The 13,795-nt window shown below is 60.2% G+C and carries 19 protein-coding genes; 9 read left to right on the forward strand and 10 right to left on the reverse strand.

The annotated features are described in order from the left end of the window. Positions 1-249: 249 nt before the first annotated feature. The gene (locus tag CIB54_RS23050) at positions 250-837 is read right to left on the reverse strand and encodes an NUDIX domain-containing protein (protein WP_101221059.1); all 588 of its coding nucleotides are present in this window, start codon (positions 835-837) and stop codon (positions 250-252) included. Positions 838-1,017: 180 nt separating this feature from the next. Between CIB54_RS23050 and CIB54_RS23055 the strand changes: the two genes are divergently transcribed. Continuing rightward, positions 1,018-1,944, forward strand: coding sequence for an alpha/beta hydrolase (locus CIB54_RS23055; RefSeq protein WP_101221060.1), 927 nt, complete (start codon positions 1,018-1,020; stop codon positions 1,942-1,944). Positions 1,945-2,139: 195 nt separating this feature from the next. Here the strand turns inward: CIB54_RS23055 and CIB54_RS23060 are convergent, their stop codons facing one another. Beyond that, complete coding sequence (locus CIB54_RS23060) at positions 2,140-3,297, reverse strand: alpha-hydroxy acid oxidase (protein WP_101221061.1); 1,158 nt, start codon at positions 3,295-3,297, stop codon at positions 2,140-2,142. A gap of 120 nt (positions 3,298-3,417) precedes the next feature. Between CIB54_RS23060 and CIB54_RS23065 the strand changes: the two genes are divergently transcribed. Further along, positions 3,418-4,200: a DeoR/GlpR family DNA-binding transcription regulator gene (locus CIB54_RS23065; protein ID WP_101221062.1), complete on the forward strand. Its 783-nt coding sequence runs from the start codon at positions 3,418-3,420 to the stop codon at positions 4,198-4,200. Here CIB54_RS23065 and CIB54_RS23070 read toward each other — a convergent pair. From CIB54_RS23070 to CIB54_RS23080, 3 genes are read right to left on the reverse strand one after another with little or no spacing between them, the layout of a single operon-like run. Then, on the reverse strand, positions 4,168-4,896 hold the full coding sequence (locus tag CIB54_RS23070; protein ID WP_232790602.1) for a DUF72 domain-containing protein: 729 nt from the start codon (positions 4,894-4,896) through the stop codon (positions 4,168-4,170). The genes CIB54_RS23065 and CIB54_RS23070 overlap by 33 nt on opposite strands. Next, on the reverse strand, positions 4,893-5,324 hold the full coding sequence (locus CIB54_RS23075; protein ID WP_101221063.1) for a DNA methylase: 432 nt from the start codon (positions 5,322-5,324) through the stop codon (positions 4,893-4,895). The genes CIB54_RS23070 and CIB54_RS23075 overlap by 4 nt, the downstream gene beginning before the upstream one ends. Positions 5,325-5,326: 2 nt before the next feature. Further along, positions 5,327-5,536, reverse strand: a complete 210-nt coding sequence (locus CIB54_RS23080) for a hypothetical protein (protein WP_065950984.1) — start codon at positions 5,534-5,536, stop codon at positions 5,327-5,329. 196 nt (positions 5,537-5,732) lie between these two features. Between CIB54_RS23080 and CIB54_RS23085 the strand changes: the two genes are divergently transcribed. Beyond that, positions 5,733-6,236, forward strand: a complete 504-nt coding sequence (locus tag CIB54_RS23085) for a DUF4142 domain-containing protein (protein ID WP_065950985.1) — start codon at positions 5,733-5,735, stop codon at positions 6,234-6,236. A gap of 26 nt (positions 6,237-6,262) precedes the next feature. Next, entirely contained in the window at positions 6,263-6,823 is a 561-nt protein-coding gene (locus tag CIB54_RS23090) for a type 1 glutamine amidotransferase domain-containing protein (RefSeq protein ID WP_065950986.1), read from the forward strand. A gap of 62 nt (positions 6,824-6,885) precedes the next feature. Here the strand turns inward: CIB54_RS23090 and CIB54_RS23095 are convergent, their stop codons facing one another. After that, entirely contained in the window at positions 6,886-7,092 is a 207-nt protein-coding gene (locus CIB54_RS23095) for a PLDc N-terminal domain-containing protein (protein ID WP_065950987.1), read from the reverse strand. A gap of 279 nt (positions 7,093-7,371) precedes the next feature. On the opposite strand from CIB54_RS23095, the gene CIB54_RS23100 reads away from it, so the two are divergent. Then, entirely contained in the window at positions 7,372-7,848 is a 477-nt protein-coding gene (locus CIB54_RS23100) for a hemerythrin domain-containing protein (RefSeq protein WP_065950988.1), read from the forward strand. Between the two features lie 101 nt (positions 7,849-7,949). Here the strand turns inward: CIB54_RS23100 and CIB54_RS23105 are convergent, their stop codons facing one another. Continuing rightward, complete coding sequence (locus CIB54_RS23105) at positions 7,950-8,495, reverse strand: putative natural product biosynthesis protein (protein WP_101221064.1); 546 nt, start codon at positions 8,493-8,495, stop codon at positions 7,950-7,952. A gap of 62 nt (positions 8,496-8,557) precedes the next feature. Next, entirely contained in the window at positions 8,558-8,941 is a 384-nt protein-coding gene (locus CIB54_RS23110; RefSeq protein ID WP_065950990.1) for a DUF2946 domain-containing protein, read from the reverse strand. A gap of 180 nt (positions 8,942-9,121) precedes the next feature. On the opposite strand from CIB54_RS23110, the gene CIB54_RS23115 reads away from it, so the two are divergent. Together CIB54_RS23115 and CIB54_RS23120 are read left to right on the forward strand one after the other, a co-directional pair. Continuing rightward, positions 9,122-9,730, forward strand: a complete 609-nt coding sequence (locus CIB54_RS23115; RefSeq protein WP_101221065.1) for an SCO family protein — start codon at positions 9,122-9,124, stop codon at positions 9,728-9,730. Further along, positions 9,730-10,212, forward strand: coding sequence for a copper chaperone PCu(A)C (locus CIB54_RS23120; RefSeq protein WP_101221066.1), 483 nt, complete (start codon positions 9,730-9,732; stop codon positions 10,210-10,212). Before CIB54_RS23115 ends, CIB54_RS23120 begins: the two co-directional genes overlap by 1 nt. Positions 10,213-10,326: 114 nt before the next feature. On the opposite strand, the gene CIB54_RS23125 is transcribed toward CIB54_RS23120, so the two are convergent. Continuing rightward, positions 10,327-10,809, reverse strand: a complete 483-nt coding sequence (locus CIB54_RS23125; protein ID WP_101221067.1) for a GNAT family N-acetyltransferase — start codon at positions 10,807-10,809, stop codon at positions 10,327-10,329. A gap of 175 nt (positions 10,810-10,984) precedes the next feature. Here CIB54_RS23125 and CIB54_RS23130 point away from each other — a divergent pair, with 175 nt between their 5' ends. Next, the gene (locus tag CIB54_RS23130; protein ID WP_065950994.1) at positions 10,985-11,320 is read left to right on the forward strand and encodes a hypothetical protein; all 336 of its coding nucleotides are present in this window, start codon (positions 10,985-10,987) and stop codon (positions 11,318-11,320) included. Here CIB54_RS23130 and CIB54_RS23135 read toward each other — a convergent pair. Next, positions 11,310-12,923 (reverse strand): ATP-binding response regulator, encoded by a 1,614-nt coding sequence (locus CIB54_RS23135; RefSeq protein ID WP_101221068.1) that lies wholly within the window; start codon positions 12,921-12,923, stop codon positions 11,310-11,312. The two genes, CIB54_RS23130 and CIB54_RS23135, sit on opposite strands and share 11 nt — an antisense overlap. Before the next feature lie 112 nt (positions 12,924-13,035). On the opposite strand from CIB54_RS23135, the gene CIB54_RS23140 reads away from it, so the two are divergent. Continuing rightward, the gene (locus CIB54_RS23140; RefSeq protein WP_101221069.1) at positions 13,036-13,638 is read left to right on the forward strand and encodes a LuxR C-terminal-related transcriptional regulator; all 603 of its coding nucleotides are present in this window, start codon (positions 13,036-13,038) and stop codon (positions 13,636-13,638) included. Positions 13,639-13,795: the final 157 nt, after the last annotated feature.

Below are 13,795 nucleotides of genomic sequence, written 5' to 3' on the forward strand. Positions count from 1 at the left end.
TGGCCCAGTGCGGCTAACCCGGCGTCCTGCCGGGTTACCCACGGATTCAAGCCTGCGTTCGGCCAGCGTGGTTTGACGGGGCGCCTAGATCAAAAGCAGATCAAGATCAAAAGCCAGATCAAGAGCGACTCGCTTCGCATCGTGGTTACGGTTGGGCGCTACAGCGTTGTGTAGACACCTATGGCGATCGGGGGCAAGTCGAATCGTCGCACCGCCCCTCCCACATTTTGCTCATCAGGTGCGATGCCTCTACCAGCGCTCTTTCAACATCCGCAGTTCCAAGTGCTGCAACAGCATGATGGTCTTGCCATCCACGATCTCCCCACTGGCCACCATCCCCAGCGCCTGCTCGAACCCCAGTTCCAGCACTTCGATATCCTCGCCCTCTTCCGCCAGGCCGCCGCCGGCGCCAACCCGGTCGCCCGCCTGGTACTCGCCGATAAAGAAGTGAATACGCTCGGTCACCGACCCCGGGCTCATGAAGGCCGCATAGACTTTTTCGACATGCCCCACGCGATAGCCGGTCTCTTCCTCGGCTTCCAGGCGGATGCGCTCTTCGGGGCTGGCATTGTCGAGCAACCCGGCCGCCGCTTCGATCAGGTAGCCTTCGTGGTCATTGACGAAAGTCGGCATGCGGAACTGGCGGATCAGCAGCACCGTGCGCTGCTCGCGGTTGTACAACAGGATGGTCGCACCGTTGCCCCGGTCATACACTTCGCGGGTCTGGGCTTGCCAGCTGCCGTCGCGACGGCGCAGATCGAAGCTGTATTTCTTCAAGAGGTACCAGTTGTCCGAAAGGGTTTCTTCGGCGGTGATGCGCACGGGGCTGTTGTCCATGGTCGGGCCTTTGCTCAAAGAAGCGGAGCATCTCGTGCAGGCCATGCAGCGTCAAGCCGGTTGCCCCCGAGCTCGCTGCAAAACTTTGCAAGCAATCCTGCGTCACGGCCGTCGCTTTAATTTCTGCTCTGCCCGGGGCATCTGGTACAACCCGTACTTGGCCCTTGTACTGGAACCTTCATGTCATCTTTTTCCATACCCCGCCGCGGCCTGCACCGGTTTGTGCTGCTGTGCATGGCCCTGTTGATCGTCGGCCTGCCGGTCGGCTGCGCCGTGCTGCAACACAAGGAGCGCGAACTGGTGTTTCGCATCGAGCCGGGCACCGCGGGCTGGTACACCGGCCTGCCCAGCGCCGTTCAGGAGTTCGATATCAAGCCCGCCACGTTCAAATCCGGCCAGAATATCCATGGCTGGTGGTACCCGGCCGCACGCAAGGATGCGCCTGCCATCCTCTATCTGCATGGCGTGCGCTGGAACCTCACCGGCCAGCTGTTTCGCATCGAACAGCTGCACGCGCTGGGCTATTCGGTGTTGGCCATCGACTATCGCGGTTTTGGCAAAAGCCGGGGCGACCTGCCTTCGGAAACCACGGTGTATGAGGACGCGCGCGTCGCCTGGGAGCGCTTTCAAACCTTGCAACCGGACCCCGGCAAACGCCTGATCTACGGCCATTCCCTGGGTGGCGCGGTGGCCATCGACCTCGCCGCGCAGTTGAGCAGGCAGGTACCGTTGCCGGTGCGCGGGCTGGTGATCGAATCCACGTTCACGTCCCTGGGGGATGTCGCCACCGCCGTTGCCAATACCTCACTGCCGGTGCGCTGGTTGCTGTCGCAGAAATTCGATTCCATCGACAAGATGGCCGATATTCACATGCCACTGCTGGTGGTGCATGGCCTTGATGACCGCTACGTTCCACCGCGCTTCAGCGAGCAATTATTCGAAGCCGCCCAGGAGCCCAAGCGGTTGTTACTGGTGCCGGGTGCCGGCCATAACAACAGCATGAGCCTGGCCGGGCGCAATTATGGCGTGGCGCTGGACAAGCTGATGCAAGCGACGATGCCGTCACCGGTGGTCACCCCCTCCACAGGCAGAGGGGGTGACTCATAAATGCACTTTTCGGCACTGGCTTCGCCAAGGCCTGTCAAGCGCAAACCCTGGCCATATTGGCCGTCATTGAAAGTTGATCAAATATTGATCGCAGGTTAAATCGCCAATGCTGCCGGGGCCTTGCAAAGTTATCCACAGAGATACCCACGGTTTCCGTGGACAACTCTTTTTACTTTTCCTGTTTTTTTTTGCGCATCAAACGCCGTCAGGAAAGGTGCCCGGCAGCAGGATCTCGCGATTCACATCGCGTATATCGTTATAGCCACACAGCGCCATCGACACCTCCAACTCACGGGCGATGATCTCCAGCGCTTTGGTCACGCCCGCTTCGCCCATCGCCCCCAGGCCATACAGATGCGGGCGTCCGATCATCGTGCCCCTGGCGCCCAGCGCCATGGCCTTGAGTACGTCCTGGCCGGAGCGAATGCCCCCATCGAGCCACACCTCAATCCGATTGCCCACCGCCTCCACAATCGCCGGCAATTGGCTGACGCTCGACGGCGCGCCATCGAGCTGACGGCCACCGTGGTTGCTCGCCACCAACGCATCGGCGCCGGTATTGGCCGCCAGGCGTGCGTCTTCCACATCGAGGATACCCTTGATGATCAACTTGCCGCCCCAGCACTTCTTGATCCACTCCACATCGTCCCAGCTCAGGCGCGGATCGAATTGTTGGGCGGTCCACGCCGACAGCGAACTCATGTCGGCCACGCCCGTCACGTGCCCGACGATATTGCCGAAACCACGACGCTGGGTGCCGAGCATGCCCATCACCCAGCGCGGCTTGGTCATCATATTGAGGATGTTCGGCAGGGTCAGCCTGGGCGGCGCCGACAGGCCATTGATCAAGTCCTTGTGACGCTGCCCGAGGATCTGCAGGTCCAGCGTCAACACCAACGCATCAACGCCCGCCGCCTTGGCACGCTCGATCAAGCGCTCGATAAAGCCGCGGTCGCGCATCACATACAACTGGAACCAGAAGGGCTGGCCGACGTGCTCGGCGATGTCTTCCAGCGAACAGATGCTCATGGTCGACAAGGTATAGCGCAGGCCAAAAGCCGCAGCGGCGCGCGCGGTCAGGATCTCGCCATCGGCGTGCTGCATGCCTGCAAGGCCGGTAGGTGCCAGGGCCACCGGCATGGCCATGTCCTGGCCGATCATGCTGGCGCGGATCGAACGTTCATCGATATTGCGCGCCACGCGCTGACGGAACTTGATGCGGGCAAAGTCGCTTTCATTGGCCCGGTAGGTGCTCTCAGTCCAGGAGCCGGAATCGGCGTAGTCGTAAAACATGCGCGGCACACGTTTTTGCGCAAGCTTGCGTAAGTCTTCGATGGTTGTGATCAACGACATCGGGTCACCTCTCCCTGAACTGAACCCAGAGAGTAACCGGCGATCGCCAAGGCAACCAGCCATTGCGTTTATATCGACCGACGCTTAATCTCGCACAAACCCGCAACAAAGCGCACAAACATGCAAAGCACCCATCACGCCATCGACCTGCCTTCCCTGCGCAAACAAAAGATCCTGTTGCTGCTTGAGCGCGACGGCAAGGTCACGGCATCCGAGCTGGTCGAGCATTTCGCCGTGTCCCCGGACACCATCCGCCGCGACCTCGGCGAACTCGCCGCTGCCGGTCTGTTGCAACGCGTGCACGGCGGCGCCCTGCCCCGGCCCAGGGACACTGGCAAGGACTTCTTCACCCGTGTCGACCAGACCAATGAGGCCAAGCGCCGCCTGGCACAGTTGGCTGCGGATCAAGTCGAGGATGGCCAGATCGTACTGTTCGACTCCGGCTCCACCACCCTGCAGATCGCCCGCTCATTGCCGCACTCGCTCCACCTGACCGTGATCAGCCCCTCGCCGATGATCGCTATCGCCCTGGCGGACCACCCACATGTGACCGTGATTCTGGCGGGGGGCCAACTCAACCCCACCACACTTTCCACCGGCGGCCATGAAGCGGTACGTCTGATCCAGAGCATCAAGGCCGACCTGTTGTTCACCGGCGTGTGCGCATTGCACCCGCAAGTGGGCATGACGTCCCTGCATTTTACTGAAGTGGCGGTCAAGCAAGCCTTGCTCGACAGCGCGTCCCACGTGGTGGCCGTGACCACCTCGGACAAACTTGGCGCGGTGGAACCGTTCGTGGTGGCGCCGTGCAGCCGTATCCATACGCTGATTACCGAATGGGATGCGCCGAACGTGGAGGCTTATGAGCAATTAGGGCTGGAGGTGCGCCGGGTGGAGGTCTAGCAAGTCGAGAGCATCGGCGACCGCATGGCCGCTGGCGGTGTTATCGAAGATGCACCAGGTGGGAATGCCCTCTTCAATCGATTGGCGCAACAACTGGGAATATGCCTGCACCCGCGCGGGCCCGTAGGCGCTGTGATAAATGCGTGGCGAGCCGTGCAGGCGCCAATAACGCACGCCGTGCCAGGCATCGCCTGCTGCGATCACCGCGGGGTCGGCGTTGACCCAACCGATCTCGAATGCCTGCAGCAGACTCCCAGCCGCGAGCCAACTGGCATTGCGCGGCTCCAGCACCACGGCACCGGCAAAACGCTGACGCAGCGCGTCGAAAAAGGCGCCGGCCACCAGCGGCTCATAACTCAGGGACGGCGGCAGTTGAACCAACAGGCAACCGAGCTTTTCGTCCAGTTGCAGGCATTGCGCAAGAAATTCGTCCAGGGCGGTGCTGCACTGCTGCAAGCGCAGCTCGTGGGTGATCCGCTTGGGCATCTTGACCGAAAAGCGAAACCCCGCAGGCACCGACTCCCGCCAGCGCTCATAGGTTCTTGGCAAGTGGGGCCGGTAAAATGAGCTGTTGATTTCTACCGCGCTGAAACGCGAGGCGTAGCGCTGCAAATGCGTGCCTTGTTCAACGAAGGCCGGCCACTGTTCGCGGGGCAGGCTCCAGCCGGCACAGCCCACATACAGCGCTGCGGTCAAAACAACACCGTGGCGGCATCGCGCATGAAAATCTCGATGGTCTTGGGCCCGACGCCATCGAACTCACCCAGGCGCTTTTCGAACGCCTGGCGGTCATCGCTGAACTTAACAATCCGTGTCATCTTGCCGCCGTAATCAGCATTGAGTTTGGCACTCAGGTCCAACAGACGCTGTGCCGTGGTTTCGTCGTAACGTACGTAATGCGCGCGTCCCAACATGGCGACCAGCTCCCGCGACGTGCAGTGCTGCAGCTTACGCGGCGTGTCGCGGCCCTCCTCTTCAACAATCACCTTGTAGGCGTGCGCGGCAATGGGCGCCTGAATGCGCTTGCCCATCAGGAAACTGGCGATAAACCACTTGAACAGGCTGCTGTCGTCGTCAGGCTGGAGCTCGATCCCCAGTTCCGACGCGCTGATGGAACGGGCCATGCTCACTGTCCCTTGCTGAGCTTCTCGTTGATTGCGTTTGTCTGGCGCTCAAGGTCCTTGATCGAGGTCGGTGTCACCACTTTGTCGATGGTTTCGGTCTTGGGGTTCGGACGTTCCAGGGTCGGCCCTTTGGTGCCGTCGGCATTGCCCTTTTGCGCGTCTTCGGAACTGATGGGCTCGGGGGTTTTATCGGCGGGTGTGTGATCAGTCACAGTGCAATCTCCTGGTAATGGCAGGTCACCAACAGCGGCGACCCTATGCAGCAGAACCCGGCGAATTTGGATTAGTTCAAGGAAATTGCCACGCCTGCCGTTCAGTCACTGCGCGTAAAAAAAATTTAAACCTTTTGCCCGGGCATCGGTTCAACAGTCACGTAACGGCATCACGCCATTTCCAAGGAGAGACACCATGACGACTCGACTGATGAAACACATGGGCCTGACATTCGCACTGGTTGCAGGCTCGATTTCCACCGCGATGGCCGCCACCTCCAACGACTTTGTCGAGAATGCCGCCCAGGGCGGTATCACCGAAGTGGAAGCCGGCAAGCTGGCACTGGAAAAAAGCGGCTCGGCGGATGTGAAAACCTTCGCGCAACACATGATTACTGACCATACCAAGGCCAATCAGGACCTGATGGCGCTGGCGAAAAAACTCGATATCGAAGTGCCGGATGACGCTGCCCTGACTGACAAGGCGAAGAAAGCCATTCTGGAAATGCGCGATGAATCGTTCGACAAGGCCTACGCCAACAACCAAGTGGACGCCCATGAGAAAACCGTCGCACTGTTCAAGAAGGAAGCAGAGTCTTCGGACAACGCCGAGTTGAAAGCTTTCGCCACCAAGACCCTGCCGACCCTTGAAGCTCACTTGGAAAAGGCCAAGGCGCTGCAAAGCAAATACGCCAAGTAACCCACCTCTACAGGAGATATCCGCTTATGAGTGCGCAACTCAACGGTAAGAAAATCCTGATCATCACCTCCAACACCGGTATCGAGCGCGATGAGCTGCTCAAGCCTCTGCAAGCCCTGCGTGGCTACGGCGCGACCGTGACGCACGCCTCCAGCAAAGGCGGCATCACCCAGACCTTCGTGGGCGATACGGAAAAGGACCAGACCGTGGCGTCCGACGTGCAACTGTCAGACGTGGTCGGCGCCGACTTCGATGCGCTGGTCATCCCCGGCGGCACCGTAAATGCCGACACCCTGCGCCAGGATAGCGCCGCGCTGCGCTTGATCAGCGAGTTCGCCCAGGCCGGCAAGACCATTGCGGCGATCTGCCACGGCCCGTGGACGCTGATCGACGCGGGCGTGGTCAAAGGCAAGACCCTGACCGCGTTTAAAAGCGTGCGTATCGACCTGGAAAACGCCGGCGCCGCCAGCGTGGTCGACGCCCAGGTGCAGGAATGCAAGGCCAATGGCTGGACCTTGATCACCTCACGCACGCCGGACGATTTACCCGCGTTCAATGAGGCGATTGCCCAGGCTGTCGCGGGCTGATCTCTACACCGAAATAAAAACAGGCGCCCCATGGGGCGCCTGTTTTTTTTTAGCTCAATACTTCAGTGTTTGCGTTGTTGCGCCATCTCCCGCTTGGGCCCGAACATCGCCCAGGCGATCAGCCCCAGCAACGGTACGAAGACCAGCACCACCAACCACAGCCCCTTGGTTTCCCAGCCACCGGTACTGCGCAACACGATGTTGATGGCCCACAGTTCCAGCAGCAGCAGAATCACCGCCAGTACGATCCAGATATATTCAATTTGCATGCTTCACCTCCTGAAGTCTAAGGGTTAGGTCAAGTAAATGCGTCAGGGGTTCCATCGGATTGTTCAGCAGCGCACTTCGCCCGTCGCGGCGGTTGTGCGTTGTGCAATCCCGGCAATGTCCGATCATGCAAGCTGCACGACAGCGAACCGACGACAGCACGCTATCAATTTGATTTTAAACATAATTTATCATACGCAAAAGTTGGTACGCGTGATGCACTGTGCTTACTCACGAGGCGTGCGTTTCGACATGCCCGACCATTACCCGTGAGGTTCCACATGAATGCCATCGACCTTCTCAAAGCTGACCATGAACGCGTCAAGACCCTGCTGACCCAACTGAGCGAATCCACCGAGCGCGGGGTGAAAAAACGTACCGAGTTGCTGGCCAAGCTGGAGATGGAAATCACTTTGCACACCAGGCTGGAAGAAGAAATTCTCTACCCTGCTTTCAGAAAAGCCGGCGGCAAGGAACAGGACATCATGTACCACGAAGCCAAGGAAGAGCACCGCACCGTCGACTCATTGGTGCTGCCCGACCTGAAGCAGACCGACCCGTCCACCACCGAGTTTTCCGGTCGCGTCAAAGTGGTGAAGGAACTGCTGGAACACCATATCGAAGAAGAAGAAACCGAGATGTTTCCCCAGGCCAGGAAACTGCTGGGCAAGGCAATGCTGGATGATCTCGGGGCTGAAATGGAAGCGATGAAAGCGGCCCATAAAAAGGCCATGACGAGTAAGCCGTTGGCTGCGTAGGGCCTATTGGCGGCTTTATCTGCGCTTGATCGGCGCAAGCGACAGGGCCTGTTTACAGGCCCTGTCGCGTTATCCATCGCAACTGCCAAGCGCGGGCCGCTTCACGGCACCGGCAACCACCTACTAAACGTCCCTCGCTCACTCAAGGCACACCAGGCGAAATCCCAGCCAGGTGCGGGTAACGCGGGCTGCTCTGCAGCGCCCGGGACGAGCCCTTTCCAATCGAACACGAACGAACCTCGCCAGCTCAGGACGATCCCCGCCGCCTCACTGTCGTCCGTGAGGACCCAGCGCGCGGCAGCGGCGGCCATCAAGGCGTCGATAAATTCAGCAGCGATCCGAGCGCGGTAGGGTGAACTCAGCAGCCAGCGGCACAGGTTCAAATGATAAGTCCAATCCAGGGGTAGCTGGTGGCGATAGGCCCAGGTCATGAAACTGCGGAACAGGTTCAAGCCCTCCGGTGGATCAAGCTTGAGCAATGCCGGGCACACATCGAACACGGTGTGCCAGTGGGGTAGCAAGCGTGCATCCAGATGCACGAAACAGCGCGCATTACTCGGGTAGTCAGGCAACGCCGGTTCGGCACGCGAACGCCCGGCGGGCTTGCTGACCAAGCGACGGGCGCGCGCTGGCAACTGATGGTTCATGGAACGCACTCACAGTCGTGACGATAGAATGCCTCCCGGTTACAGGAGGCCCAGGACACACGTCAGACGGTGGGGGAAGCGCGGGGATTGGCCGATGGCCAGGTATAACGCGGCGGTGCCTTATTGCGCCGCTCATGGGCAGGACGCGGGCGTTGCTTGAGGCTCAGCAACCACGCCAGGCCGATCAGAAATACGACGGCGACCGTAACGGCGCTGCACATCGGGCAGGCAAAGTAGTTCGAGATGTTGCTGGTAGACGGGTCAGCCAACCCTTTGTCGGAAACTGCCGGCTGGCCGCCGTCCACCGAACAGAACTGACCACCGATCCCATTGAGCTGTTGGCCCATCATCTGCCCGTGTCCCAAACCGCATACGAACAGGTTCACCAGTACGCAGAAGTACAGGGCCCAGGCAATCAGCGCACGGTCGGGGCAGCTCGATTTCATGGCCGCGACTCTACCACCGAAGCCACAAAAGGATGAAGCGCAGCGCACCCCTGTGGCAGAACGTCGCAGATTACGCGAGGTGCCCAGGGTTGCTAGACTCTGCACCCTTCTCGTTACTCCTTTTCAAAGCCGGGTGGGCAACTCCAGAGCCATTCAGGCGTTTCACAGGATGCACAGTTGATGAGTACGTTATTCACCCGCCGCAAAGTGCTGACCGGTATGGGCCTGTTGGGCCTGGGCAGCCTGCTGGGCGGCTGTGACTACAGCCCCAAGCTGAATTTCAAGTACGGCAAGGACCTCAGTGACAAGATCATGGGGCGCACCTTCAAGCTCAAGAACACAGACGGCGAAACCGTCACCCTGAGCTCGTACCGTGGCCTGATGCCCGTAGTGTTCTTCGGCTTCACCCAGTGCCCGGCGGTCTGCCCGACCACCCTGGCGCGCGCCGCCCAGGCCAAGAAGCTGATGGGCCGCGACGGTGAAATCATGCAGGTGGTGTTCATCACCCTGGACCCCGAGCGCGACACCCCCGAGATACTCGACAAATACGTCAAGGCCTTCGACCCCAGTTTCGAAGCCCTCTACGGCACCCCGGAAGAAATCGCCGTGGCCGCCAAGGAATTCGGGATCTTTTATGAAAAGACTCCTGCCGGCGACACCTACACCCTGTCCCACACCGCCACCAGCTTCGTGTTCGATACCCGTGGCAACCTGCGCCTTGGCTTGCAGGCATCCCTTACCGCTAAAGAGTGCGCAGAAGACCTGCTCACCGTCATGGAGGTCTGCTAATGACTGCCGTTCAACACTTCAAGCGTCTCACCCTCGGCCTCACCCTGCTGGGTCTTGCCGCCCACGCCAGCGCCCAGGTGCAAGTGAGCGACGCCTGGGTGCGTGCCACCGTGCCGGGCCAGCCTTCCAGCGGCGCGTTCATGACCATCACCGCCGACAGCGACAGCCAATTGCTGCGCGTGGCATCACCGGTGGCCAAGGACGTGCAGATCCATGAAATGAGCATGCGGGACGACGTGATGCGCATGGGCCCGGTGGACTCGGTAGCCCTGCCCGCAGGCAAAGCCGTCAAGCTCGATCCGAATGGCTACCACGTGATGCTGATGGGCCTGACCGGCCAGATCAAGGAAGGCGACCAGGTGCCGCTGACCCTTGTGGTGAAAGACCCCAAGGGCGCTGAGCAGACCATTGAAGTGAAGGCGCCAGCGCGTGGTTTGGATGGGATGGATCATAGCCAAATGGACCATAGCAAGATGCATTGAAGCCCAGCTCGGTCAGAAATGTGGGAGGGGGCTTGCCCCCGATGGCGATATATCAGCCACCTATACGGTGACTGGCACCCTGCTATCGGGGGCAAGCCCCCTCCCACATTTGGTTCAAGACTGACTCATGAGCCGCAGGCGCTTCACCATCGGCACACACGCCAACACCAACCCCGACGGCGAGCGATACACCGCCTGCTCATCCCCGACATACCCGCATGCCTTGTAGAAACTCACCGCATTGAGCGTCGCATCCAATACCACTTCTTCAACAGCGATGTGACGCGCGACCGTCTCCAAGTGATCGAGCATTGCCTTGCCATACCCTCGTCCAGTGAATGCGGGGCGTACAAACAAAGCGCCGACTTCATGGTTGGCAAGATCGAGCATGCCGGTGGCGACTGGCTCGCCGTTCACACAGCCCAGGTAGAAGTGCTTTTCCATCAGCACGCTGTAACCATCGCTCGCACTGCCACGCGTCCATAGCGCCATTTGCTCTGCGGTACAGGCGCCGATGCATTGGCCGAGAATGGCCTCACGACGAATCTCGAACGCGCTGTCGGCATCATCTGGCGTAGCTCGTTTTATCTGCAACACAGCTCTCTCCTTCCATGAGCTCAATGTGCCATTAGCCCATGTGTGCTAATCGACCCGCCCCTCCACCGGCGCTATATTCCCCGGCACTTCCAACGCTCAGCCAACACCGCGCCTTCAATGCGCGAGGGATCGTTGCGCGCTGGAAAAACCAAAACAATCCCAAGGAAGAAGCATTATGAAACCCTCATCCCCTGTAACGCGCCTTGCTCTGCTCGGCGCCTTGATCATCGTTGTCGCCGGATGCAGCAATATCAAACCCACCGAGGACCATCTCAAGAAGCTCTCAGAGACCAACCTGGGCGAACCGGTCAAACGTGTCTCCAATGTACGCAGCGACTCCATGAGCACCTACTACGTGGCCAACACTGCGTCCGGCGAGTACAACTGCTCAGTGCCTAGCGGTGCAAGCGGCGGCTTGTTTGCGATTGCCAGCTTTGGCCTGATGAAACCCGCAGCCTATTGCATGCCCAAGGGTGCGCGAGGCAATGGGTTGACGCCATTCATGCAATAGTTTTTCCCTGACTGAGCTCACGCAGGGCGCCGCGCAGTTCCGCAGGGCGCACCGGTTTGGACAGAATGGCGATCTGACGGTCGTGCAACGCCGCCTGGATTTTCTCCACGTCGTGCCCGGTGAGGATCAGCGCCGGCACCGCCCAGCCGCGTTGCCGGCGCAGGTGGTCGATGCATTCGATGCCGGTGGCGTGGTTGCCCAGGTCATAGTCGGCGACGATGATGTCGCAGTCGCTGACCAAGCCCTGTCCCGTGGACTCGGCCTGCACCTCGCAACCCCAGCGTTCGAGCAGGGCCTGGGTGGCCAGCAGCACGTTGTGGTCATCTTCCACCAGGCACACTTTCAAACCGCTGAGCAGGCCAGCCTGGCGTGCGTCGTCACGCAATGCCGGTTGAGCCGGCGCAGTGGCCAGGGCCAGGCCATGCAGACTTACCGACGTGCCACGGCCCACCCGCGAACGCAGGCTCACCTGCAGCCCCATCAACTGCCCCAGGCGCTTGACGATGGACAGCCCCAGGCCAACGCCCTCGACGTCCTTGTCGCGCAGTTGGCGCACGCGATAGAACTCTTCGAAGACCTTGGCCAGATGCTCCCCCGCAATCCCCCGGCCCTGGTCATGCACCTCTACCACCAGGCGGTTATCACGAATACGCGCACCGATCAGCACTGGCCGTTGCGCGCCATACTTGAAGCAATTGGAGAGCAGGTTTTGCACCATGGTCGCCAGCATCCCCGGATCCACCAGCACCCAGTGGGCGCAAGGTCGCAAGCGCAACTCCACGCCCGCCCAGCGTGCGGCTTCGGCGTTCTGGCGTACCAGGTCGGCGAGAAAATCGCCCAAGTGGATCACTTGGTGTTTGGGCAGCAGACGCCCGTTGTCCAGGGTGTAGAGGTCGAGAATGGAACGGAACAACTGCGAGACATTGAGCAGCGAGCGATCGATATTGTCCACCAGACGCCGCTCGTCATCGCCCAGGCGGGCTTCGCGCAGGCAGGCGGTGAACAGACCGATGGAGTGGATCGGCTGGCGCAGGTCATGACTGGCCTGGGCGAGAAAGCGGGATTTTTCCAGGTTGGCGGCGATGGCTTGCTCGGAGGCCTTGCGCGTGCGCTCCAGGAGGATATGCGCGTATACCGGAATCACCGTGCTGGTGATCATCAGCATCAGCACCATGAAGGGCTGTGCCTGCCACCACGGCGTGAGCTGGTATACGATCAACAGCGCCAGCAACGCCAGCCCCGTGGCAATCGCCAGGTAGCGCGATCCGTAGCGCATGCCGTTGCCGAGGTTGACCCACACCATCACTGCATACAGCGGCAACGCCGCCTCACCGCCCACCACCAGGCCGAACGAAGTGCCGGTGTAGTCGTGGAGCATGCCGAAAATCCGTCGCGCCGGGTAATGCCCGGGCCAACGCGCGATCACCTGGCGCAAGGCAATGGACGCCAGCAGAAACAGGAAGATGTACAGGATCACCGGCAGGTAGGTGTCCAGCGAATGCCCAGGCAAAAAACCCAGCACGCTTATATACACAATGGCGATAGTTGCCACCACAATGCGCAGGTTAGCCTGGTCGAGTTCGGAGTTGGTCTCGAGACCCATGGGTTACGTCCTTGTTGTCATAGCCCTGGCCCTTTGTACGAGCGAGGCGGGCATTGGGCCCGATAATAAAACAGCATGCCTGCACACAGCCATGCCCAGCAAGGAGCTCACCATGACCGGCCGGATTATCATCGCCGACGACCATCCGATGTTTCGCGAGGCCATGGCGCGCACTGTGCAACGCCTGCTACCCGAGGCCCGGGTACAGGAAGCCGGTGACCTGGATGCGGTGCATGGGTTGCTGCTCGACCCAAGCGACATCGATACCCTGATCCTCGACCTGCGCTTTCCCGGCCTGACCTGCATCAGCCAGCTCGCCGACCTGCGCCGGCAACTGCGGCGTACCACATTAATCGTTGTATCGATGGTGGATGATCCGGCACTGATCGAACAGGTCATGACCTTGGGCGTCGACGGCTTTATCGGCAAGAACATCGCCCCCAACGAGATCGGCCAGGCGCTGCTGGCGATCCGCGACGGTGAAGTGCTGGTCAAGTTCGCTCCCTCCGGCCTGCTGCCGCTGGACACCCATACCCTCACCCCCCGCCAGCAGGACGTGCTGCGCCTGATTGCCCAAGGCAAGACCAACAAGGAAATCGCCAAGGCCCTGGATATTTCACCGTTTACCGTGCGCATTCATGTGTCGTCGTTGCTGCGCAGCTTGAAGGTCACGACGCGGGCAGCGGCGGCGGTGAAATACTCCGGGGAGTTCTAGGCGTCTGCGTGACGCATGCCTCAACGTGAGTTGCGATTGATGCAGATCAATATCCGGACGGGTGCGGGACTTTGTATTTATAGAATGCTTGGGTGGACCGTCAATGGAGCAAATACCAGTGGCACATTAATGCCGGATGAAATCAGAAAAACAACTG

It is taken from the genome of Pseudomonas fluorescens (genome assembly GCF_002837185.1).
GTDB classification, from domain to species: Bacteria; Pseudomonadota; Gammaproteobacteria; order Pseudomonadales; family Pseudomonadaceae; genus Aquipseudomonas; species Aquipseudomonas fluorescens_AM.

Coding starts and splice junctions, on each gene's coding strand:
- CIB54_RS23050 (WP_101221059.1), bottom strand. CDS start 837: ATGGACAACAGCCCCGTGCGCATCACCGCCGAAGAAACCCTTTCGGAC.
- CIB54_RS23055 (WP_101221060.1), top strand. CDS start 1,018: ATGTCATCTTTTTCCATACCCCGCCGCGGCCTGCACCGGTTTGTGCTG.
- CIB54_RS23060 (WP_101221061.1), bottom strand. CDS start 3,297: ATGTCGTTGATCACAACCATCGAAGACTTACGCAAGCTTGCGCAAAAA.
- CIB54_RS23065 (WP_101221062.1), top strand. CDS start 3,418: ATGCAAAGCACCCATCACGCCATCGACCTGCCTTCCCTGCGCAAACAA.
- CIB54_RS23075 (WP_101221063.1), bottom strand. CDS start 5,324: ATGGCCCGTTCCATCAGCGCGTCGGAACTGGGGATCGAGCTCCAGCCT.
- CIB54_RS23085 (WP_065950985.1), top strand. CDS start 5,733: ATGACGACTCGACTGATGAAACACATGGGCCTGACATTCGCACTGGTT.
- CIB54_RS23090 (WP_065950986.1), top strand. CDS start 6,263: ATGAGTGCGCAACTCAACGGTAAGAAAATCCTGATCATCACCTCCAAC.
- CIB54_RS23095 (WP_065950987.1), bottom strand. CDS start 7,092: ATGCAAATTGAATATATCTGGATCGTACTGGCGGTGATTCTGCTGCTG.
- CIB54_RS23100 (WP_065950988.1), top strand. CDS start 7,372: ATGAATGCCATCGACCTTCTCAAAGCTGACCATGAACGCGTCAAGACC.
- CIB54_RS23105 (WP_101221064.1), bottom strand. CDS start 8,495: ATGAACCATCAGTTGCCAGCGCGCGCCCGTCGCTTGGTCAGCAAGCCC.
- CIB54_RS23110 (WP_065950990.1), bottom strand. CDS start 8,941: ATGAAATCGAGCTGCCCCGACCGTGCGCTGATTGCCTGGGCCCTGTAC.
- CIB54_RS23115 (WP_101221065.1), top strand. CDS start 9,122: ATGAGTACGTTATTCACCCGCCGCAAAGTGCTGACCGGTATGGGCCTG.
- CIB54_RS23120 (WP_101221066.1), top strand. CDS start 9,730: ATGACTGCCGTTCAACACTTCAAGCGTCTCACCCTCGGCCTCACCCTG.
- CIB54_RS23130 (WP_065950994.1), top strand. CDS start 10,985: ATGAAACCCTCATCCCCTGTAACGCGCCTTGCTCTGCTCGGCGCCTTG.
- CIB54_RS23135 (WP_101221068.1), bottom strand. CDS start 12,923: ATGGGTCTCGAGACCAACTCCGAACTCGACCAGGCTAACCTGCGCATT.
- CIB54_RS23140 (WP_101221069.1), top strand. CDS start 13,036: ATGACCGGCCGGATTATCATCGCCGACGACCATCCGATGTTTCGCGAG.